Genomic DNA, 22,243 nt, shown 5'->3' with positions numbered 1-22,243 from the left:
GCCTGTTTCGTTCCATCCTCATGCGCGGAGCCACCTGTGGCCAAAACCCAAAGTCGTTTCATCTGCCAGAATTGCGGTGCAGAATACCGGAAATGGACCGGACGTTGCGATGCCTGCGGCGAATGGAATTCGATCGAGGAAGAACGCATTGAAGCCAGCCCCAAGGCAACCGGTGGCATCGCGACCGGGTCGAAGGGCAAACAGCTTGATTTCGTCGCCCTTGAAGGTGAAAGTGCAAGCCCGCCCCGCATCATAACCGGCATTGCCGAACTTGATCGTGCGGTTGGTGGCGGCCTTGTTCCTGGCTCTGCCCTTTTGGTTGGCGGCGATCCTGGGATCGGTAAATCAACGATCCTGTTGCAGGCCGTTGGCGTCCTGTCGACCAGACATAAATGTGCCTATATCTCGGGCGAGGAAGCGGTTGATCAGGTGCGCATGCGTGCCGCCCGTCTTGGACTTGAAAAATCAAAGGTCGATTTTGCCGCCGCAACCAGCCTGCGCGATATCATCGCGACACTGGATCAAAGTTCACATGAAGTCGTGGTCATCGATTCCATTCAGACGATGTATGCCGATACGCTCGACAGTGCCCCGGGTACCGTATCGCAGGTCCGCGCCTGTGCACTTGAACTGATCCGCCTTGCCAAGCGCAAGGGTTTTGCCGTGATCCTTGTCGGTCACGTCACCAAGGAAGGCCAGATTGCCGGTCCCCGTGTTCTGGAACACATGGTCGACACGGTTCTATATTTCGAAGGCGAACGCGGCCATCAGTTCCGCATTCTGCGCGCGGTTAAAAACCGTTTTGGTGCGACCGATGAAATTGGCGTGTTTGAAATGGGCGATGCGGGCCTTGTCGAAGTCCCGAACCCGTCCGCCCTTTTCCTTGCCGACCGCGAAGCCCCGGTATCGGGCACCGCCGTGTTTGCCGGGCTTGAAGGCACCCGCCCGATGCTGGTGGAAATTCAGGCGCTGGTCGCGCAATCTGCACTCGCCACGCCACGTCGGGCGGTTGTCGGCTGGGATTCGGCGCGTATGAACATGATCCTTGCGGTTCTGGATGCGCGCTGTGGCTTGCCCCTTAGCCAATTTGACGTTTACCTGAACGTTGCCGGTGGTATGCGTGTGGGCGAACCCGCCGCCGACCTTGCCGTGGCGGCTGCCCTTATATCTGCCGTCGCAGATGCGCCGGTTCCTGCCGAAACCGTTATTGTCGGCGAAGTCGGCCTTTCGGGCGAAGTCCGCCCTGTCGGTCAAATCGAATCACGCCTTAAAGAAGCCGCCAAACTCGGCTTTGTAAATGCCTATAGCCCGCGAACCGGTGGCAACGGCAAGAAGAAGATCACGATCAAGGGCCTTAACCAGCGTGAAATCGGCCATCTTCAGGATTTGGTAAATCTCTTCGGCGACGATGTTCGTGACAAGGTGCGTCCGCGCGAAGGCATGTATTGATCGTTGCCCGGCTTTTTTGTGCGCGTACTGCGAACTGACTGACCAACAGGATTTACGAAATTATGGACTTTTCCAGCCTACCCGATCTTGGTGCACGGGACGTATTCGATCTGGTGATAGTAGGCATTGTCCTGATCTCCGGTCTGTTTGCATTTTTCCGCGGCTTTATCCATGAAACCCTGTCGATGATGGGCTGGGTCGGGGCTGGTCTTTGCGCATTGTATGGTTATCCGGTCGCGCGCCCCTATGTGCGTGATCTGATTCCTTCCGAACTGATTGCCGATCTGGCCACCGGGGTTGGCTTGTTTCTGATAAGCTTTCTGATCTTTTCCTTCATCAGCGGGCGTATTGGTCGTGCCGTTCAGAATTCCGGTCTTGATAGCCTCGATAGCACGCTTGGCTTTGTCTTCGGGCTTCTGCGTGGCGGGCTTATCGCCTGTATTGGTTTTCTGGCCCTGTCATGGCTTTTGCCGGCTACCTCGCAGCCAGACTGGGTTCGAGACGCCCGTACCCGCCCGGTTCTGGAAGAAGGTGCGTTTCTGCTGATGCGCGCAATGCCCAATGAAATCTTTGACACAACCGCCGAAGAAATTGCCCGTGCGCAACGTGATGCGGAAATCAACGACCAGACATACCGTCAACTTCTGGGTCCTGAGCCAAAAGGTGCTGGACCCAAGCCCCTAAACGGGTATACAAGGCCCTCGCGCGATGATTTGGATCGTCTGATTGAGGCGACCACCAACGAGTGAGGCGATAGGGTTTCGCATGGGTGCGGTATCCTGCGCCACCGGCGAGAGAGCGGAACCCACTCATGCTGACCACCAATCCATTTGACGACGACAAGCTGCGTGAAGAATGCGGTGTTTTCGGTGTTTTCGGATCGCCCGATGCGGCGGCCCTGACGGCCCTTGGCCTGCATGCGCTTCAGCATCGCGGACAGGAAGCCGCCGGCATCGTTTCCTATGACGGCGAAGATTTTCCTGCGCACCGGGCATCCGGTCAGGTCGGCGATATCTTCGGTTCTGAAGACGTAATAAAAAGCCTGCAAGGCCACCGTGCCATCGGCCATGTGCGCTATTCCACGGCCGGGGGCAAAGGCCTTCGCAACGTGCAGCCACTCTTTGCAGATTTCGAATTCGGCGGTCTGGCGATTGCCCATAACGGGAACCTGACCAACGCACTTGCCGTGCGGGAGCGTCTTGTAAAACGTGGTTCGATCTTCCAGTCGACCTCGGACACCGAAACATTCATTCACCTGATCGCAACCAGCCTGTATGAAAAAATCGTGGATCGCCTGATTGATGCCATTCGTCAGGTCGAAGGCGCATACAGCCTTGTGGTCATGACCCAGAAAAAGCTGATCGGTGTACGTGATCCCTTGGGTGTACGTCCGCTGGTTCTGGGCAAGCTGAATGAAAGCTATATTCTGTCATCGGAAACGGTTGGCCTTGATATCGTTGGCGCGGAATTCATTCGCGACGTCGAACCTGGCGAAATCGTTGAAATCACGGATGACGGCCTCAAATCGATCAAGCCGTTCAAACCGGTCAAATCGCGTTTCTGCATTTTCGAACATGTCTATTTCGCCCGCCCCGACAGCATCGTCGAAGGCACAAGCGTTTATGACGTGCGCAAGAATATCGGTCGCGAACTGGCACTGGAATCCGGTGTTGATGCCGATGTGGTCGTACCGATCCCCGATTCAGGTGTTCCGTCCGCGCTTGGCTATGCCGAGGCAAGTGGCGTCCCGTTCGAACTGGGCATCATCCGCAACCACTATGTCGGTCGTACCTTCATCGAGCCGACCGATCAGATCCGCCACCTTGGCGTGAAGCTGAAACACAACGCCAACCCCGGCAAGCTTAAGGGCAAACGCGTTATTCTGGTCGACGATTCCATTGTTCGCGGTACCACCTCGACCAAGATTGTCGATCTGGTCCGTCAGGCTGGTGCTGCCGAAGTGCATATGCGCATCGCAAGCCCGCCAACCACCAATCCGTGCTTCTATGGTGTTGATACACCGTCGAAGGAAAAACTGATGGCGGCCAATCACGACATCGAAAGCATGGCAAAGATCATTGGTGTCGACAGCCTTGCCTTTGTCACCATTGACGGCCTTTATCGCGCAGCCGGTCTCACGGGACGCGACAATGACAGTCCGGCCTTCTGTGATGCCTGCTTCACCGGTGATTATCCGATCCGTTTGGTCGATCATCAGGCCGAAAACAAGGACCGCAAACTTAGCCAGCTTGTCGAAAGGCAGTCCGCATGAGTGATGCGAAGCGCCTTGAAGGCCGCGTTGCCCTGATCACAGGAGCCTCGCACGGGATCGGTCGCGCGGTTGCAAAACGTTTTGCTGCCGAAGGTGCCACTGTTATTGCGCTGGGTCGTAATGTCGGTGCGCTCGAAGAACTTGATGATGAAATCCGGGCTGATGGCGGCAAACTTGTTTTGCTGCCCATGGATTTGACCATGTATGAAAAGATCGATGCCATGGGAGCATCGATCTATGAACGCTTTGGCAAACTGGACATCGTCGTCGGCAATGCCGGTCTTCTGGGGGAACTTGCCCCGGTCGGCCATATCGATACACAGGTTTTTGAAAACACTTATGCGACGAATGTCACGGCGAATTTCCGCCTGATCCGCAGTGTCGATAAACTTCTGCGTCTTTCCGATGCTGGTCGAGCGATCTTTGTGACCTCGAATGCCTCGTCCAAGGGACGTGCTTTCTGGGGCCTTTATGCGTCGACCAAGGCCGCGCTGGAAAGTCTGGTGCTGTCCTATGCCCAGGAAGTCGAAGAAACGCCCCTGCGTGTTAATCTGGTCAATCCGGGCCGCATCCGCACAAAGATGCGCGCAGAGGCCTATCCGGGTGAAGACCCGGAAACCCTTCCGACAGCTGAAAGCATCACCGATGTGTTTGTCGATCTGGCCGCAACCGATTGCACAAAACATGCCGAGGTCGTCAACGCATACTAAGCCAAAGTGACCTGAAATGACAAAGGCCGGGCATATGTCCGGCCTTTTTGGTATTTGCGTAATCCGGGGACTTACTATTCAAATGTGACCGACGGACCATTATCGATGATCTCACGAATACGGTCGCTCAGATCATCCTCGGTGAAGCTTTCCTGTGCCTCTCTGTCATGCGCGAAAGCATAGATATCGGCCAGATCCTGACCGTTGAAATCAATCTGATAGCCAAGATCAGCGCGCTGCAAATGCAGCATCTCATCCGCGCCATGCCACATCCGCGCAAAAAAATCGAACGGGTTTAATGACTGATCGATATTGCTGGCATCAAACCCCGGTCCGATATCTCCGCCGACATTATTCACGGCGTGGCAAACAACACAACCACGCTCGGCAAACAGCTTTTTACCGCGCAGGGCATCCATTTCCGGATAAACAATATTAGCAGCGCCGGCGTTGGTGTCATTCTGCGCCCAAACCACACCGAAACCCGAAAATCCTACCGCCAATGCGATTCCAACGGCAAAGGATAGCCCCAAAGGGCGAGTAAAAGAAAAATGCTGGTGCATATAAAGTCCTTAGGTTGCTTGCTTGGCTCCAAACGGTGCAGCGTTGCGACTGTAAAGAAGCCTATGCCACGAGACAAGCGTATCAACGAAACTGCAAACCGTTTTGCACGACCCCATGTGCGAAAAGGAGCACCGACATCTCATCGGCCTTGTCCTGCAACGCGCCCCACTTGTTCAACGCAATAATCAACGCGTGTTTTTTTCAATTCAGACGGATGTTTTCGGCGCAGAAATCCAAAAATGCTCGAACACGGGCGGGTAAATGCCCTCGCCCGCCAATATAAACGGCGTTAATATCGACACCGCCGCCGGGATAAAATTCATCCAGTAAAACTTCAAGCCTGCCATCCGCGACTTCCGCATCGATGTGGAACCTTGCAAGCCGCACGATACCGCCCCCTGCAAGGGCCAACTGACGCGCACTTTCGGCATCCGCAACGTCAAACACACCACCCGGGGTTACCGAAACGTCCTGCCCGTTTACCCGAAACGGCCAGTCAGGAAGAACACGCTGAAAATTGTATCCGATCAATGTATGGCTTTGCAGCGCATCCACGGTCGTTGGTCGTCCGTGTTTTTCAAGATATGACGGGGAGGCGGCAATTGCCATCCGGCATTGCCCAAGCTTGCGCGCAATCAGTCCGGATGACTGTAACGGACCACTTCGGATCGCCACATCGGCACGTTCCTCATACAGGTCCATCACCTTGTCGCTGACTGTCACGTCCAGCGTGATATCGGGATACCGTTCCCGAAACAGCGGCACCAACGGTAAAAGACGATGCAACCCGACAGGCACGTTGGCCGTTACGCGCAACCGCCCGCGCGGTGCCATTGCGGTTGCGACTTCCTGTTCTGCCTCATTAATATCCGCAATGATATCAAGTGCGCGTTCATAAAACCGCTGCCCTTCGGATGTCAGATGCAGCTTGCGGGTCGACCGGTTAAACAATCGCGTACCCAGCCGGTCTTCCAAACGACCGACAAGCTTGCTGACGGCGGATGGTGTCATGTTGAAATCACGTGCCGCAGCAGAAAACCCGCCGCGTTCAACAACACGCACGAAGACTTCCATCTCGCCGGATCGGTTGGTTTCAAGTCGCGCCACAGTGAATTCAACTCACAAATCTTCTTCTTCGGATAGCACTAGTTGAAAATAAGCCATTTGTCCATATTCCCCTCATAAACCATTTCCAGTGAAGGAGAAAACAATGGAATACAGACAATTGGGGAATTCCGGTTTGCGTGTCCCGGCACTCAGCTTTGGGGCCGGTACCTTTGGCGGCCAGGGCCCCCTGTTCGGTGCATGGGGTACAATTGACGCCCGCGAAGCCAGCCGCATGATCGATATCAGCCTGGAAGCAGGCTTGAACATGTTCGACAGTGCCGACGTCTATTCCGACGGTGCGTCCGAACAGGTTCTGGGCGAAGCCATTAAAGGACGCCGCGACAAAATCATCCTGTCGACCAAACTGGCCTTGCCGGTTGGCGATGGCCCGAATGACTTTGGCACCTCGCGCCACCGCCTGATCATGGCAACCGATGCCGCCCTGAAACGATTGGGGACCGATTACATTGATCTGCTGCAACTTCACGCCTTTGACGCCTTCACCCCGGTCGAGGAAGTCCTGTCAACGCTGGATGACCTCGTACGCGCCGGGAAGCTGCGTTATATCGGCGTTTCAAATTTTGCCGGGTGGCAGATCATGAAATCACTCGCCGTATCTGATCACCTTGGTTACAGCCGCTATGTCGCCCATCAGGTTTACTATTCACTGGTCGGGCGCGATTACGAATGGGACCTGATGCCGCTGGCGCAGGATCAGGGACTTGGCGCACTGGTCTGGAGCCCCTTGGGCTGGGGCCGGTTGACCGGTAAAATCCGCCGCGGCACGCAGATCCCTGATGGCAGCCGCCTGCATCAAACCGCACAATTCGGCCCGCCGGTTGATGAAGACCATCTCTATGACATTGTCGATGTGCTTGATGAACTAAGTGCCGAAACCGGCAAAACCGTCCCACAGATTGCCATCAACTGGCTGCTGCACCGCCCTACGGTGGCATCTGTGATTATCGGGGCACGCAATGAACAGCAATTGCGCGACAATCTGGGGGCGGTTGGCTGGTCTCTTTCCAGCGAACAAATTGCCCGCCTTGATGCCGTCAGCAAAAGGCAACCACCCTACCCGCATTACCCTTATTACATCCAGGAAGGCTTCGCCCGACTAAACCCGCCATTATTTGCATAAGGATTACAAATACCTGCAACAGGGCCGATCACCCGGTATTGATCACAACGGATTGATCGGCTCTGTCTTGTCTTTGCCAACATCAACGGTTAGTCGGAACATCCGGTTTAATCATGCCACGGATACCCGATGCGATTTTTGCGCTGCCTCATCGTTTCTGTAATATTTACTATCACGGCACCTGCCATCGGGGGGACTGAAACGTCACCCCTGTCGCTGATTGGCGAAAGCAGCCAGTTTGTCGAACTTGATCCAAAACGGATTGCGCGCAACACCCGATTTTATGACCGGCGAAATCAGCAGACCAGTATCACGACCTATCGCGGCAAGGTGGTACTGGTAAATTTCTGGGCCAGCTGGTGCCTGCCCTGTATGGCTGAAATGCCGTCGCTTGATCAGTTGGCCTATGACCATTCCAATGATGACCTTGTCATCATTCCGGTCTCGATAGATGAAGACGGGTTGTTGGCTGCCATTCCCTTTTACCGCCGTTTGGGCCTTGAAAATATTGACCTTTTCGTCGATCCGAACGGCGAAACCGCTTATAGCAACCATGACAATCCAAAGAATGCCGAGTTTGCCCTTTATGGTCTGCCGATCACATATGCCCTTGATCGTGATGGCCATATTCTTGGTTATGTAACCGGGTTGGTCGACTGGCAGTCAGACAATGCTGCCGATTTCATTGACCGTCTTTTGGAGCCTGCCAAATAAAAACGGAGGCATTCCTGCCCCCGTTGATGCCTCTGCACTCAGGCCCTATCGTTTTTTCTTCTTGTTGCCATAGGGGTTGTCACTGCTACGCAGATAAATGCGGATCGGAACACCCGGCATGTCGAAATCCTCGCGCAGACCATTAATCAGGTAGCGCGTATAGCTTTCGGGCAGCTCGGCCGCCTTGGAGCAGTTGATAAAGAAGCTTGGTGGACGCGATTTCGCCTGGGTCATATACCGCAGACGGATACGACGGCCGGAAATAACCGGCGGCAGATGGCGTTCGGTAATGGCTTCAAGCCAGCGGTTCAGCTGCGAGGTCGGAATACGGCGGCTCCAGATATCATAGATATCAAGGACTGTCGGCATCAAGGTATCTGTCCCGCGACCGGTAAGGGCCGAGAATGTCAGGATCGGAATACCCTTGGCCTGCGCAAAGGACGTATCAAGCTTGTCGCGCAAAGCCGACATCACACCGGATTTGTCTTTGACCGCGTCCCACTTGTTCACCGCAATGATAAGCGCACGACCTTCTTCCAGAACCATACGCGCAATCGTCAGGTCCTGTTTATCAAGCGTATTGGTCGCATCGAGCATAATGACAACCACCTGCGCATAGCGGATCACGCGCAAGGTATCGGTCACAGACAGCTTTTCAACCCGATCATCAATCTTCTTCTTGCGGCGCATTCCGGCGGTATCGACCAGACGGATCGGACGGCCTTCATAGGACCAGTCAACAGCAATCGAGTCACGGGTCAAACCAGCCTGCGGACCGGTCATTACCCGGTTTTCACCCAAAAGCTGGTTCAGAAGGGTTGATTTACCCACATTTGGACGGCCGACAATCGCAAGCTGGATTTTCGAATTGTCCTTGCGAACAACTTCTTCCTCGCCTTCATCGTCTTCGTCATATTCGATTTCAAAGGACGGGAAAGAACCATCGTCCTCGTCCATCTCGTCATCTTCGAAATCGTCATCGATGGCAGCAATATCGCCTTCCTTGCGCGCCTTGCGCTGCTTGTCGCGATATTCTTCCCAATGGGGGCGCATGATATCTATCAGCAATTCCATGCCAAGGCCATGCTCGGCTGAAATCGGCGCAACATCGCCAAGACCAAGGCCATAAGCCTCGTACAGACCTGCATCCTGATCCCTGCCCTCGTGCTTGTTGGCAATCACATAAACCGGCTTCTTGCGTTTGCGCAGCCAATCGGCAAAGTGATTGTCAAGCGGGGTCAGGCCCGCACGTGCATCGATCAGGAAAAACGCAATATCACATTCTTCAAAGGCCATTTCGCTTTGCTGGCGCATTTTGCCTTCGATTGAATCGTCAAATGCCTCTTCCAGACCGGCGGTATCGATAATATCGAAACCCATATGGCCAAGACGCGCCCTGCCATAACGGCGATCACGTGTGACGCCCGGCTGGTCATCAACCAGCGCCAGCTTCTTGCCGACCAGACGGTTAAACAAGGTCGACTTCCCGACATTGGGGCGACCGATAATGGCTACTTTCAGCGACATCTGACTTTCAGACTCATTGTTATAAAACGGCGATGTGCGCCGAGGGGCAGTTTACCCCGTTCCGGCGCACGCGCATATCAGGCAAAAGATCGGATCTTTCGCAAAAACTGTGTTCTACCTGTTAGCGATACGCGATTAGATCGGCATCCGCAGTCAGGAAGTAAAGACTGTCACCCGCAACAGAAGGCGGCAAGGTGATCGGGCCGGAAACTTCATCCTTGCCAATGATCTCGCCACTATACGGGGAAACAGTCATGATTTCGCCCTGCTCGTTTCCAACGATCAACCGGTCACCAACCAGGACCGGACCGGTCCATACCATCGGGCCTTCCTGATCTTCGGGATCGACAAAACGCGGCAAAGCAGTCACCCATTTAACCTGTCCGGTGTCTCGACGCAAGGCTATCAGGTCATTTGTGTTGGTAAGGATGAAAACATAATCGCCCGCAACCCACGGCGACTGGATGCCTCCGGCTTCCAGTTCCCAGACGCGGTACCCGGTGCGAAGGTCAATCGCAACCGTCAAACCGGCATTACTGGTGGCGATCACCAGATTATTGTCAATCACCGGAAGACCGCGAATATCGGCAATCGCCGAAACCGCATCGGTGCGCCCCGCCGATGCCAGCGCATCGGACCAGATCACCTGACCGTTTTCAACACGAAGCGCGTACATTTCACCGGTCGTGTAAGCCGAAATAACAACCCCTTGGTCAACCGCCGGGCTTGCACCACCGATAAAGGAAGCACCTTCAGATGCGCCGCGATGGCTCCAAAGTGTCTCGCCGGTCATTGCGTTCAGTGCGACAGTCTGGTTATCAACCGTCACAACGAACACGCGCCCACCACGAACCGTCGGCGCGCCGCGCATCGGGGCGGTTACCTGTGAGCGCCACATCACGGTTGCACTGGGAGCATCAATCGCAATTACCTCAGCAAAGCCGGTGGTTGCATAAAGAATACCATTCTCGTAGGCCAGACCACCGCCCAGAAGCGTGCTGTCTTCGTCCTCGTCCTTCGCCAGTTCAAGCGACCAGATACGCTTGCCCGATTTGGCACTGAACGCACGAACGACGGCGTCGGCATCAATGGTAAACACCACACCCCGCGCCACAATCGCTTGATTGAGCAGAAGATTGTCATCCATCGATCCTTCCCCGATACCAACAGACCAATCCTGACGCAGCACATCGTTGTCCAGACCGACATGATGCAGGGCATGACTTGGCAGACCACCGTTCTGCGGCCAGTCTTCCATCGGCTCCGGTTCCGGCAGGATCACGCGTTGATCGCTCAATTCGGCATCCGGCTGAACCGTGCTTTCAAGCGAAAGAACCGCAAGGCGTTCACCGGGAAGCGGCGGATCTTCGGATTCTCCAAGCCAGCTTGAGCATGCAGAAACGGCAACCGACATGCCCATGACGCACAAAAGGGATTTAATGTTGCGTGGTCTCAAAACCATATCCTCTGATCCAGTCCCTGTGAACAGGTTGCCTGTGCCATTCCCGCCAATCAGGCGCCAACGGCTTTCAGAATTTCACTTGCGCGGGCGCGCATGCCTGACGGTGCTTCGCTGTCATCGGCAATCTCGGTCAGCAGCGGCTTTGCTGCCTCTACCTCGCCTGCTGCGATATGAAGCATCGCGATCATTTCACGTGCCGAGTAGTACCAGGGATTTTCAGGCACAGCGATCGGTTCCAAACGCGAAACCAAATCCTTGGCATTTGATGCGTCGGCGTTGTTCATCGCAATCTGAACCACGGCAAGATCGCGATAGATCTTTTCGACGTCGCTGTTACCCGCAATTGCCTCAAGCTCGGCGACCGCGGAATCTTTCGCCCCGGCGCGAAGATAAATTGCCGCCTTCTGGAAATGACCAAGGGCGACAAAACCGGCATCGCCATCGGCAATGATCGCATCAAGCGCACCCAGTGCCGCATCCTGCTTTTCTTCACCAGCCTGTGCCAGTTCAATGGCATTTGCCATGCGCGTGCCGTTTTCGATGCGCGAATTTTCCTCGTAGCTTTTCCAGCCTTCACGTCCGGCAACACCCAGCACGATCACGGCCGCCACACCCACGATGTATTTGCCGTATTTGCGCCACAGCGCTTCATTGCGCTCGCGCTTGAGGTCTTCTTCGACTTCCTGGAAAATATCAACCACGAAAACCGCTCCAATCCGATCAAAAGAAAGCGGGCAACCTGCCCGCTTGTCAGAATTAATTCCGGCAAGGATTTAACGCGCCAGTACGCAAGGGGTCAAGTCCGCTGCACATCAGGAGCCGCCAATATCGCAATTAAATCCCGCAATGCTGTATTTCACGCGCAAAACTGCCCCCCCATCACGTTGTTTTTGATCCAGTGAACAACCATCAAAGGAAAGAATTGCCGCCTGCGATGCAGGACCAGACCTTAACCCGAACGAAAATCTGCCGCTAAAATCATAATCTGCCGTCCGGTTAATTGCCAAACCCGGCTGAAATGTGGCCAATCCGTCCCAACATCAAAAACAGTATCTGCTTCACCCAAAACGGCACATGGATTGCATTTGTATATTCGGGAAACGGAATTTTAATCGCTACCGGGCAAATACTGACCGGTCGATGCACGGAGATCAGGATGAAAAGCTTGCACAAGGCCCAAAGCCGACAAGAGGCGAAACGTATAATCCGTCAGCGCGTTCTGGCTGGATTATTCGCAACGCTGCTTGGTGCCGGGGTCGCAGGCTGCGATACCACCGCATCCGACATTGCAGGTACACACATCTTCACCGGTGTTGAATGGTATATCGCGCTCGACGTTGTCAGCATCATCAACACCGACAAAACCCTGATTGACCACGTCGTTTCCCTTTCGACTGGCCGCGATTGTTCGACCATCCGCAAGATCGATGGCAAATCATACTGCAAAAAGGACCCGGTCCCGGAACCGCCACTTTATTGCTATCGCACCTTGGCCGCCGTCAGCTGCTATCGCACACCCGATCCTTATAACACCGGTGCACAAACCGTTGACTGGCCGCCAACACGATCACGCAGCCTGTAATCACCTCAACCAACTGAAATCACACATATATTTGTAAAAATTTTCATATCCCGGCCCTTTCAAACTTGAGGCTGCGGATAAACCGCGCTACCGTGTCATCAGAGCGTCATAAACGCTCTACCCCGGCCTTTTGAAATTACGTCCGGAGAAAGACATGGGTACATTGTTCAATCTGGCTCAATACCGCAAAGCCAAAAGCTTTGTGCATTTCGACCGGACTGAATTGATGCAGCTCATGAACACTTATTCCAGACAAGTCGCAAGTGGTGCATGGCGCGACTATGCCATTGATCACCTTGATGGCATGGCCATGTTCTCCATCTTCCGTTCCTCACACGAAACAGCCATATTCACCGTCATCAAACTTGGTGCGGATCACAAGAATGCCGGGCATTTCGTAGCACTTCACAGCGGTGAAAAAATTAAACAAAGCTCGGAAATCCAGAACGTTCTTGATGCCGTTGAAAAACGTGCACGCAAAGTCGTCCCGCTGTTCAAATCCCGTTAAAGATCGGTTTCGCCTTTTGCTCCTTTCCATACTTGCTTTCTTCTCGCCCAATCGCGGCAATCGCACCATCCTGTGTGGTTTTCTTGTTCTGGCGGCATATACGTTTCATGCTCCACCGGCACAGGCCGACTACACCAGTGGTTACAAGGCCTATCAGGCGGGGAATTATGAAATGGCCCGCGCACAGTGGCGCGTTGCCGCACAGGAAGACGATCCACGTGCGCAATATGCGCTTGGCCTGCTTTACTATCGCGGTCTTGCCGGACCACAGGACTACCGACAGGCGGCAGATTGGTTTGCCCTTGCAGCACGCTCTAATCATGCAAATGCAATCTATTACCTTGGGCTGATGTATTTCAATGGCTGGGGGCTGCGCTATGACCAGTTCCGCGCCACAGAATTCTTTAAACGCGCTCTTCATGCCAACGGGAACAATACCGATGCCGCCTTTCTGATTGGCGAACAGTATTTTCACGGGCGTGGAGCGGAACAAAACTATGTTGAAGCCGCCCATTATTACAGGATCGCCGCCGAAAAAGGCATGCATGCCGCCCAATTCATGCTCGGCGCGATGCTGGAACGCGGCTGGGGTATAGAACAGGATTATGCTGATGCCTATTACTGGCTGCGCCGTTCAGCCCTTGGCCCACGCCCCCTGCCACCCGGTGTCGAACTTGAAATGGACCCGGCAACGGCAATTACCAATCTTGAACCAAAGCTGCGCCTTGAAGAAATCAGACGTGTTGACAAACGGCTACAGGAATTGGCTGTTCCCTGAACCAGAATACAAAAGGCCACCCGAAGGCGGCCTTTTGCATGATATTCGTTCCGTGACCAGGATCAGGAAAATGCTTCGTCCCAAGTACCGCGCGTTGCGGCTTTTGAATATTCCGTCGCGCGGTTTTCAAAGAAGTTGGTGTGCTCGACCGCATTCAGCATCGCATCCATCCATGGCAACGGGTTCTGTTCAATCCCGTATTGCTCCTCAAGACCAAGCTGGCTAAGGCGGCGATCAGCGATATAGCGGATGTATTTCTTTATATCTTCCGCTGTCAGGCCCTGCACCGCACCGGCTTCGAAGGACAGATCGATAAACGCATCTTCGTGACTGACGATGGTTTTGCAGGCCTCGATCAGGTCGCTGCGCATTTCCTCATCCCAGATTTCCGGGTTCTCTTTGCAGAATGTCCTAAACAGGCGGATGATGCTTTCGCAATGCAGGCTTTCATCGCGAACCGACCATGTGACAATCTGCCCCATGCCCTTCATCTTGTTAAAGCGCGGGAAATTCATCAGCATCGCGAATGACGCAAACAGCTGCAAACCCTCGGTAAAGGCGCCAAACACCGCAAGCGTCTTGGCGATGTTCCGCTTGCCCTGTGTGGTTAAACGCAGGTCGCCATGCTCATCGGTATACTCGTCTTCCGGACCAATGCCCCAGATTTGCATATAGTCGTATTTGTCCTTCATTTCCTTGTACTGGAAGAAGGCCTCATACTCGGCTTCGGGCATGCCAATGGTATCAAGAAGGTGCGAATAGGCGGCTACATGGATGGTTTCCATGTTGGAAAATGCCGCCAGCATCATCTGGACTTCGGTTGGTTTGAATACGCGCGTATAATGGCGCATATAGCAGTTATTGACCTCGATATCCGACTGAGTGAAAAAGCGGAAAATCTGCGTAAGCAGGTTGCGCTCGGCATCGGAAATCGTGTGGTTCCAATCCTTGACGTCATCGGCCAGCGGCACTTCTTCCGGCAGCCAGTGAATTTGCTGCTGGGTCAGCCACGCCTCATAGGCCCACGGATAACGGAACGGCTTGTAGACCGGGTTTTCCGTCAGAAGATCAATTACTTTATCGTCAGACATATTGTCACTTCTCGCAAAATTTCTGTGTGCTAAAGCCGCTTTACTGGCAGGCGAGACATTCATCATAATCGGGTTCGCTGGATGCCTGTGCGGCGGCGGCCGCAACCAGTGCCGGGATTTCAAACGAGCTTTCCGGGCTTGGCATATCGTCATCATTCGACTTCGCACGCCCCGGAATGTTCGCAACCACCTCGGCCCGCTGGATCGATTTCGACCGGCAGTAATAAAGGCTTTTGACCCCCTTTTTCCATGCCTGGAAATGGATCTGATGCAGGTCACGTTTATGAACATTCGACGCCAGGAAGATGTTCAGTGACTGTGCCTGATCAATCATCGGCGTGCGATCACCGGCAAGTTCGATCAGCCAGCGCTGATCCAGCTCGAACGCAGTCTTGAAGATGTCCTTTTCCAGATCAGACAGGAAATCAAGATGCTGAACCGATCCTTCATGCACCGTGATGGATGTCCAGACTTCTTCATTATTCCGACCTTTTTCTTCCAGAACCTCGGCAAGATACTTGTTACGCACGTTAAACGAGCCCGAAAGCGTCTTGTGGGTGTAGGAGTTCGCCGCCATCGGCTCGATTCCCGGCGAAGCACCGCCGCAAATGATCGAAATCGATGCGGTCGGCGCAATCGCGGTTTTGTTCGAGAAACGGGCTTTGATGCCGTATTCGGCCGCATCCGGGCATGAACCGCGTTCTTCCGCCAACTTCTCGGACGCAGCATCGGCATGCTTTTTCAAGTGATCAAAAATCTGCTTGTTCCAGACCTTGCTCATCACCCCTTCAAGCGGCACTTTCTGCGACTGAAGGAAGGAATGGAAGCCCATCACGCCAAGACCAACCGAACGTTCACGCATCGCGGAATATTTCGCACGCGCCATGGTATCGGGCGCATGATCGATAAAGTCCTGAAGCACGTTATCAAGGAAACGCAGAATATCTTCGATGAACTGCGTGTCATCCTTCCAGGTCAGATAATGTTCAAGGTTCAGCGACGACAGGCAGCAAACAGCAGTGCGATCCCCGCCCAGATGATCCTTGCCGGTCGGCAACGTGATTTCCGAACACAGGTTCGACGTCTTAACACTAAGCCCGGCCAGCTTGTGGTGTTCCGGCACCGCACGGTTCACGGTGTCGATGAACAGCATATAGGGCTCGCCTGTTTCAACGCGCGATGTCAGCAACCGTATCCACAATGAACGCGCGCTGATTTTGCGGACAACATGCCCGTCTTTGGGGGATGTCAGCGCCCATTCTTCATCATTTTCGACCGCACGCATGAAGGCATCCGAAATCGCAACGCCCTGATGCAGGTTCGGCGTCTTGCGGTTCGGGTCACCACCGGTCGGGCGGCGCATCTCGGAAAACTCTTCGATCTCTGGATGGCTGACCGGCATATAAACCGCGGCCGATCCGCGGCGCAACGATCCCTGACTGATCGCCAGTGTCAAGCTGTCCATCACACGGATAAACGGCACCACGCCCGATGTTTTACCGTTCTTGCCGACCTTCTCGCCAATCGAACGCAGATTGCCCCAATACGAACCGATTCCGCCGCCACGTGCCGCAAGCCAGACATTCTCTGTCCAGATATCCACAATACCGCCAAGATTATCGTCTGCCTCGTTCAGGAAGCAGGAAATCGGCAAGCCTCGCGTGGTCCCGCCATTCGACAGGATCGGAGTGGCGGGCATGAACCAGAGCTTGGAAATATAATCATAAAGACGCTGCGCATGCGCTTCGTTGTCACCATAGTAGCTGGCAACGCGCGCAAACAGATCCTGATAGCTTTCGCCCGGCATCAGATAACGGTCATTCAAAACCGCCTTGCCAAAGTCAGTCAGCAATGCATCGCGCGAACGATCAACAATAACGCGCGCACCTTTTTCGTGCTGCACCACATCCAGCATCTTCATGCTTGTAGTCCCCTTACCTGAACGGTCGCACGTTGGCGGCGATCCGCTTCCTGTTTGTTATCTTCATCAAACGGCGTTTGCCTGATCCGGCCCCGGTTGACGGCCTGCCAGATCATGAAAAATAGCCGTTTCCAATGCCCGTTTGAAAATGGTTATGCCTGCTCAAAGCCGGATTGAAAACACAATATGTAGTGGGAATGAATAAAAAATCGTCAATTGATTGTATCAGTTCCGTTACAATCCCGGATATCCAATGATTCGCGGCAAAGGCATTTTTTACTCCCCCTGCGGTCAAGCAAAAGATCAGCAAAATTTTTGCGAACAGCTTGATCCCAAAGGTTGAGTTTGGGGTGATCAGCATCCTACAAATTCGCAAAACGCCAGTTGCGATTCCCGATTTGAATTGTCCCAAACAAAAAGCGCCCGGACAAACCGGACGCTTTTTACAGATATTCGAAACGTGCTTAGGGCAGTTTATAGGCCACCACGTAATCACCGGCCTTGGTTCCGATGGAACCGTGCCCACCAGCAACGATCAGCACATATTGTGTGCCGTCATCGGTGGTGTAGGTCATCGGCGTTGACTGCCCACCAGCAGGCAGCCGCGCCTCCCAAAGCTGTTTGCCCGTGGTGACGTCATAGGCACGGAAGTAGTTATCAACCGCCGCACCAAGGAACGCCACACCACCCTTGGTGATGATCGGACCACCGATGCCTGGCACACCAAGCTCGAACGGTAATGGCAGGGGTGTCATGTCCTCAACCGTACCGTTTTTATGCTTGTAAACAACCTCGCCAGTGCGAAGGTCCGCCCCCGCGACATAGCCCCATGGCGGAGCCTGGCACGGTACGCCAACTGGTGACAGGAATGGCCCCATATTGACTGCATAAGGCGCGCCTTCATTGCGGTTGATCCCCATCTCGCTGGCTTTTTCCGTACCGCGCGGCGGCACTTCGTCGCGTGGGATCAATTGCGATGTGAAAGCAAGATATGTCGGCATGCCGAACATGATCTGTTTTTCGGGATCAATCGCCACACTGCCCCAATTGAATGTGCCGAAATTACCGGGATAAACCAGCGTCCCTTCCAAAGAAGGCGGGGTGTAACGGCCTTCATATTTCAACTGATGGAACTGAATGCGACATGCCAGCTGATCAAACAGTGTAATGCCCCACATGTCCTTTTCCGTCAGCGGTTCGGGCATGAAGGTCAGGTCCGATACCGGCTGTGTCGGCGCCGTGAAATCCTCCGGGATCGCACCGCCAGGTGCGGGAACTTCCCTAACCGGAATGATCGGTTCGCCCGTTCGGCGATCAAGGACATAGATATCACCCTGCTTGGTCGGTCCGACAAGTGCCGGGACATTTTCACCATCGGATGTGGTGATATCGAGCAACGCGGGCTGGGCCGGAACATCCATATCCCAAAGGTCGTGATGCACCGTCTGGCGCACCCACTGGACCTGTCCGGTTTCAAGGCTAAGCGCAACGATGGATGATGAATAGGTTTCAACCTCTTCACTACGCCCCATACCCAATTGATCGGGCACCTTGTTGCCCAGCGGCACATAGATCATGCCGAGCTCCTCATCTGCGCTCGACACTGACCAGCTATTGGGTGAATTCGCGGTATAGGTCTGACCTTCGGGGATCGGTTCGGTCTGTTCCGGATTGCCAGAATCCCAGTTCCACACCAGCTCACCGCTATTGACGTCATAGGCACGAATGACACCCGACTGGGATTTGGTCGAATAATTGTCATTCACCGCGCCGCCAATAATGATCTTGCCATCAGCAACAACCGGCGGCGAGGTAGAATAATAATATCCGGCCGGGTTGTAGGGCATGCCCTCTTCCAGATGGACGGTTCCCTGATCACCAAAGTCGGCGCAAATCTCGCCGTTATTAGCATCAAGGGCAATCAGTCGCGCATCCGACGTCGGCAGATACACCCGTGCGGCACACGATGCATCTGCTGACATCGCGGTATCCTGATAGAATGTCACCCCTCGGCAGGTTTGGTGCTGCCGGTCGGTATTATCGGGAACTTCCGGATCAAACCGCCATTTTTCCTGCCCGGTTTTGGCATCAATCGCCATTGCCCAGCTATGCGGCGTACACAGATAAAGCGTGTCATTGATCTTAAGGGGGGTCACCTGATAGGTCGTTTCAGGCACGTCTTCGGACCGCCTGACATCGCCGGTCTGAAAAACCCACGCCTGTTCAAGTGTCGCAACATTATCGGTGTTGATCTGATCAAGAGGCGAATAACGTTGCCCGAACGGTGTCCGTCCATATTGATGCCAATCACCTGCCGGAACATCGCCGCCCAGGTCAGGATTGGAAACAACCGGGCTGTCGTTTAACTGGCCCTCGATTGCATGGGGGTTATTCATCATCGAATACACCGCAACAACAATCGCCAGGACAAGGCTGCCCTCCAGCACGAACGAACGTGTTGGTTTGACTTCCGGCACTGGCTGTCCGACCAGAAGCGTCTTGCGATAGGCAGGCATGGCAAGCCAAAGGCCGATCAAGACAATCAAACCACCGCGCGGTCCCAACTGCCACCAGTCAAACCCGACTTCCCAAACGGCCCAGCCAAGGCTTGCGATCATGAAAAGTGCGTAAAACGGTAAAACGACAGGTCGTTTTGCGAATGAAAGAGCCGCGGCAATCAGAAATGCCAATCCGGCAAATGCATAATACCAGCTACCATCCAGCAAAATAAGCCAGACGCCCCCGGCACCAAGTGCCAGTCCGATCAAGGCCAGCAACCCGGATGTCAGAATATTGATCATGAGATTGTCCTCGTTGTGCGTAAAAGCGGGACATAAGACACAGCCTTTGACCACAAAATGGCAGGTTAAAGGCAGTATCGGCATTTGTTCCAGAACGCACAGACAGCAACACCGGTTCCAACCAACATCGGGAAAAATAAAAACCACCGGCTGCCAACAATCCGGTGGTTTGCAAAATGGCCGAGTTCTTTGGAAAATCTCTTAGTGATGGGTCTCGATAATGGTGCCGGATTTAACAACTTCGGTGATCGTTACACCCAGGTTTTCATCCACGACAACGAGTTCCCCACGTGCCACCAACCGGTTATTGACGTAAATATCAACCGGCTCCCCCACTTTGCGATCCAGTTCAAGAACCGCACCGCGGGTCAGGCGCATCAATTGTGCAACCTGAATCTGGCTTTTGCCGATCACGGTCGATACGCGTACCGGCACATCATACGCCGCCCCGATTTCAGATGCAGCGTGACGTTTGGCAAAAGGATCGTCGTCGTTTTTAGCCATGGTAACCAGATCACCCGGATAAAATGGAAGAATCGCGAAACTCTATTCTAGAGGTTAGCTTTGAAAAAAGTGTTAGCAAGCTTATTCGCAAAATTTACGGTAGTTTTCTGTATAATAATCGCCTACATGAAGAAACCTTCAACGATCCGCGTCACCAGCGCCAAACAGAAATACAGGACTTTTCATGAGCTACGATCGCCAATGGGTGGCTGATGCCATCAATATCATCGAAGCCGACTTCAACCGGTCTGCAGACACCCATCTGATCCGTCTTGATCTGCCGTCACTTGATGGCATCGGGCTTTACCTCAAGGATGAATCGACCCATCCGTCCGGCAGCCTGAAGCATCGCCTGGCGCGCTCATTGTTCCTGTATGGCCTTTGCAATGGCTGGATATCCAAAGACACCCCGATCATCGAGGCATCAAGCGGCTCCACTGCCGTGTCCGAAGCCTATTTTGCCCGCCTTCTGGGGCTTCGCTTTATTGCGGTGATGCCCAAATCAACATCGCAACAGAAAATCGATCAGATCGCCTTTTATGGCGGCGAAAGCCATCTGGTCGAACACAGCGGCCAGATTTATGCCGAATCCCAACGCCTGGCGCGGGAACTGGGCGGCCATTACATGGACCAGTTCACCTATGCCGAACGCGCAACTGACTGGCGGGGTAACAACAATATCGCTGAAAGCATCTTTGACCAGCTCAAACGCGAACCCCACCCTGTTCCGCGCTGGATCATTGTTGGTGCCGGTACGGGTGGAACATCTTCTACCATTGGTCGCTATATCCGTTACGGACAGATCCTTGGCATGGGATGCGAACTTTGCGTCGCGGATCCGGAAAACTCTGTTTTCTATGACGCTTATGAAACCGGCAAATGTGACATCACCGGGCAAAAGGCATCACGCGTCGAAGGCATCGGTCGCCCGCGCGTTGAACCAAGCTTTAATCCCAACGTCGTCGATCACATGATCCGCGTACCGGATGCCGGCAGCTTCGCCGCCCTGCAATATCTGGAAAAACATATGGGCCGTCGCTGCGGCGGGTCGACCGGCACCAACCTGATCGCCACCCTGTCACTGATCAGTCAGATGAAAAAGACCGGCGAAAGCGGATCGGTTGTTACCCTTCTGTGCGATGGCGGTGATCGCTATCGCGATACCTATTACAATCCCGACTGGATCACCAAACAGGGCATCGACCTTGACCCTTGGCATGCCGCCCTCGAAGCCTTCGATAAAACCGGTGTGTTTGAAATGCCGATGGATTGCTGCACGGCTCACTAACCATCGCCATGCGACCGCAGACAAAAAAGACGGGCGGATTTCTCCGCCCGTTCAGGTGCTTCATCAAGGTTGAGGCAAAACTTACCCGGAAATCGCAATCTTGCGCGGCTCCGGCTTCACTTCCGCTACTTTAGGGAGAGTGAGCGTCAGGACACCGTTCTTGAACGATGCCGCAATCTTGTCTGCATCGACGGTATCAGGTAGACGGAATGAACGTTTGAAGCTGCCATAGGTGCGCTCAATAACACGGGCACCATCATTGCTTTCACGGGTTGATTTCTTTTCACCCGTAATCGTCAGGACACCTTCAAGTACCGACACATCAACATCGTCCTGTTCAACACCCGGAAGTTCGGCGGCAAGTTCGATATTGTCATCAGTTTCGTGGACGTCGATGCGCGGGGTCAAAATCTTTTGCGACACCTCGTCACCACTTGCACCAGCAGAATTCACAAGCCCGTCACGTCCAAAGATCGAGCCGATCATACGATCAAAATCACGTCCGAAAACACCAAACGGATCACCATATGCCGGACGCGAAGCCAGACGACGAGCAGTACCATTTACAGTCTGAAGACCAGTCATAATTACCCTCCTAAACAGACAGGTAGTTCTTGCGCCACAGGTCCAGACATGCTGCAACCCTGACGCGTACAAGGCCACCATGGCCCTTCGATTCAACAAATAGATCAGGGTCATTTTTCCGCAAGTAGGTGCACGCATTTTTTTGAAAATTTTTTAGCTCCTTATCTCGCCCTCATCGGTGTCCTTATCTGGCCGACCATTCCACAAGACGGAAAAGCCTTGGATCCCTATGGCGCGAA

Annotated in this window: 20 protein-coding genes; 10 read left to right on the top strand and 10 right to left on the bottom strand. The window is 53.9% G+C overall.

The features are described 5' to 3' along the window. Positions 1-36: 36 nt before the first annotated feature. The 4 genes from radA to ABIE64_RS03250 all read left to right on the top strand — a co-directional run bounded on the left by radA (position 37) and on the right by ABIE64_RS03250 (position 4,431). The gene (gene radA, locus ABIE64_RS03265; RefSeq protein ID WP_037990082.1) at positions 37-1,449 is read left to right on the top strand and encodes a DNA repair protein RadA; all 1,413 of its coding nucleotides are present in this window, start codon (positions 37-39) and stop codon (positions 1,447-1,449) included. 62 nt (positions 1,450-1,511) lie between these two features. Next, positions 1,512-2,198 carry a CvpA family protein gene (locus tag ABIE64_RS03260; RefSeq protein WP_007090363.1) on the top strand — a complete coding sequence of 229 codons (687 nt, stop codon included), beginning with the start codon at positions 1,512-1,514 and terminating at the stop codon, positions 2,196-2,198. A gap of 62 nt (positions 2,199-2,260) precedes the next feature. Further along, complete coding sequence (gene purF / locus ABIE64_RS03255) at positions 2,261-3,721, top strand: amidophosphoribosyltransferase (RefSeq protein WP_354376624.1); 1,461 nt, start codon at positions 2,261-2,263, stop codon at positions 3,719-3,721. Continuing rightward, entirely contained in the window at positions 3,718-4,431 is a 714-nt protein-coding gene (locus ABIE64_RS03250) for an SDR family NAD(P)-dependent oxidoreductase (RefSeq protein WP_063095622.1), read from the top strand. Before purF ends, ABIE64_RS03250 begins: the two co-directional genes overlap by 4 nt. Positions 4,432-4,505: 74 nt before the next feature. Here ABIE64_RS03250 and ABIE64_RS03245 read toward each other — a convergent pair whose 3' ends face one another. Together ABIE64_RS03245 and ABIE64_RS03240 are read right to left on the bottom strand one after the other, a co-directional pair. Further along, a complete protein-coding gene (locus ABIE64_RS03245; protein ID WP_233421766.1) occupies positions 4,506-4,934 on the bottom strand; it encodes a c-type cytochrome in 429 nt (142 codons plus the stop codon). Between the two features lie 262 nt (positions 4,935-5,196). Beyond that, a complete protein-coding gene (locus ABIE64_RS03240; protein ID WP_354376623.1) occupies positions 5,197-6,102 on the bottom strand; it encodes a LysR family transcriptional regulator in 906 nt (301 codons plus the stop codon). Positions 6,103-6,205: 103 nt separating this feature from the next. Between ABIE64_RS03240 and ABIE64_RS03235 the strand changes: the two genes are divergently transcribed. Continuing rightward, the gene (locus ABIE64_RS03235) at positions 6,206-7,243 is read left to right on the top strand and encodes an aldo/keto reductase (RefSeq protein WP_354376622.1); all 1,038 of its coding nucleotides are present in this window, start codon (positions 6,206-6,208) and stop codon (positions 7,241-7,243) included. A 129-nt stretch (positions 7,244-7,372) separates the two neighbouring features. Further along, on the top strand, positions 7,373-7,957 hold the full coding sequence (locus ABIE64_RS03230) for a TlpA disulfide reductase family protein (protein ID WP_354376621.1): 585 nt from the start codon (positions 7,373-7,375) through the stop codon (positions 7,955-7,957). 45 nt (positions 7,958-8,002) lie between these two features. On the opposite strand, the gene der is transcribed toward ABIE64_RS03230, so the two are convergent. The 3 genes from der to ABIE64_RS03215 all read right to left on the bottom strand — a co-directional run bounded on the left by der (position 8,003) and on the right by ABIE64_RS03215 (position 11,647). Then, positions 8,003-9,484 (bottom strand): ribosome biogenesis GTPase Der, encoded by a 1,482-nt coding sequence (gene der, locus ABIE64_RS03225; protein ID WP_007090370.1) that lies wholly within the window; start codon positions 9,482-9,484, stop codon positions 8,003-8,005. A 121-nt stretch (positions 9,485-9,605) separates the two neighbouring features. Next, positions 9,606-10,946, bottom strand: a complete 1,341-nt coding sequence (locus ABIE64_RS03220; protein WP_065702023.1) for an outer membrane protein assembly factor BamB family protein — start codon at positions 10,944-10,946, stop codon at positions 9,606-9,608. A gap of 50 nt (positions 10,947-10,996) precedes the next feature. After that, entirely contained in the window at positions 10,997-11,647 is a 651-nt protein-coding gene (locus ABIE64_RS03215) for a tetratricopeptide repeat protein (RefSeq protein ID WP_007090372.1), read from the bottom strand. A 455-nt stretch (positions 11,648-12,102) separates the two neighbouring features. Between ABIE64_RS03215 and ABIE64_RS03210 the strand changes: the two genes are divergently transcribed. From ABIE64_RS03210 to ABIE64_RS03200, 3 genes are all read left to right on the top strand, one after another. Next, on the top strand, positions 12,103-12,528 hold the full coding sequence (locus ABIE64_RS03210) for a hypothetical protein (RefSeq protein WP_354376620.1): 426 nt from the start codon (positions 12,103-12,105) through the stop codon (positions 12,526-12,528). Positions 12,529-12,682: 154 nt separating this feature from the next. Beyond that, on the top strand, positions 12,683-13,036 hold the full coding sequence (locus tag ABIE64_RS03205; protein ID WP_007090374.1) for a DUF2794 domain-containing protein: 354 nt from the start codon (positions 12,683-12,685) through the stop codon (positions 13,034-13,036). A gap of 16 nt (positions 13,037-13,052) precedes the next feature. Continuing rightward, entirely contained in the window at positions 13,053-13,814 is a 762-nt protein-coding gene (locus ABIE64_RS03200; protein ID WP_354376619.1) for a tetratricopeptide repeat protein, read from the top strand. Between the two features lie 62 nt (positions 13,815-13,876). Here ABIE64_RS03200 and ABIE64_RS03195 read toward each other — a convergent pair whose 3' ends face one another. The 4 genes from ABIE64_RS03195 to fliN form a co-directional block, all read right to left on the bottom strand. Then, positions 13,877-14,905: a ribonucleotide-diphosphate reductase subunit beta gene (locus ABIE64_RS03195; protein ID WP_354376618.1), complete on the bottom strand. Its 1,029-nt coding sequence runs from the start codon at positions 14,903-14,905 to the stop codon at positions 13,877-13,879. Positions 14,906-14,945: 40 nt separating this feature from the next. Then, the gene (locus tag ABIE64_RS03190) at positions 14,946-16,820 is read right to left on the bottom strand and encodes a ribonucleoside-diphosphate reductase subunit alpha (RefSeq protein WP_354376647.1); all 1,875 of its coding nucleotides are present in this window, start codon (positions 16,818-16,820) and stop codon (positions 14,946-14,948) included. Between the two features lie 470 nt (positions 16,821-17,290). Then, complete coding sequence (locus ABIE64_RS03185) at positions 17,291-19,627, bottom strand: glucose/quinate/shikimate family membrane-bound PQQ-dependent dehydrogenase (protein ID WP_037990072.1); 2,337 nt, start codon at positions 19,625-19,627, stop codon at positions 17,291-17,293. A gap of 201 nt (positions 19,628-19,828) precedes the next feature. Further along, complete coding sequence (fliN, locus tag ABIE64_RS03180) at positions 19,829-20,131, bottom strand: flagellar motor switch protein FliN (RefSeq protein WP_007090379.1); 303 nt, start codon at positions 20,129-20,131, stop codon at positions 19,829-19,831. Positions 20,132-20,315: 184 nt separating this feature from the next. On the opposite strand from fliN, the gene ABIE64_RS03175 reads away from it, so the two are divergent. Next, positions 20,316-21,419: a PLP-dependent cysteine synthase family protein gene (locus ABIE64_RS03175; RefSeq protein WP_063095604.1), complete on the top strand. Its 1,104-nt coding sequence runs from the start codon at positions 20,316-20,318 to the stop codon at positions 21,417-21,419. A gap of 81 nt (positions 21,420-21,500) precedes the next feature. On the opposite strand, the gene ABIE64_RS03170 is transcribed toward ABIE64_RS03175, so the two are convergent. Continuing rightward, positions 21,501-22,004: an Hsp20/alpha crystallin family protein gene (locus ABIE64_RS03170; protein WP_354376617.1), complete on the bottom strand. Its 504-nt coding sequence runs from the start codon at positions 22,002-22,004 to the stop codon at positions 21,501-21,503. Between the last annotated feature and the right edge of the window lie 239 nt (positions 22,005-22,243).

The sequence above is a fragment of the Thalassospira sp. MBR-102 genome (assembly GCF_040549275.1).
Lineage (GTDB): Bacteria > Pseudomonadota > Alphaproteobacteria > Rhodospirillales > Thalassospiraceae > Thalassospira > Thalassospira xiamenensis.
This window is presented reverse-complemented; position numbering and strand designations above follow the sequence as displayed.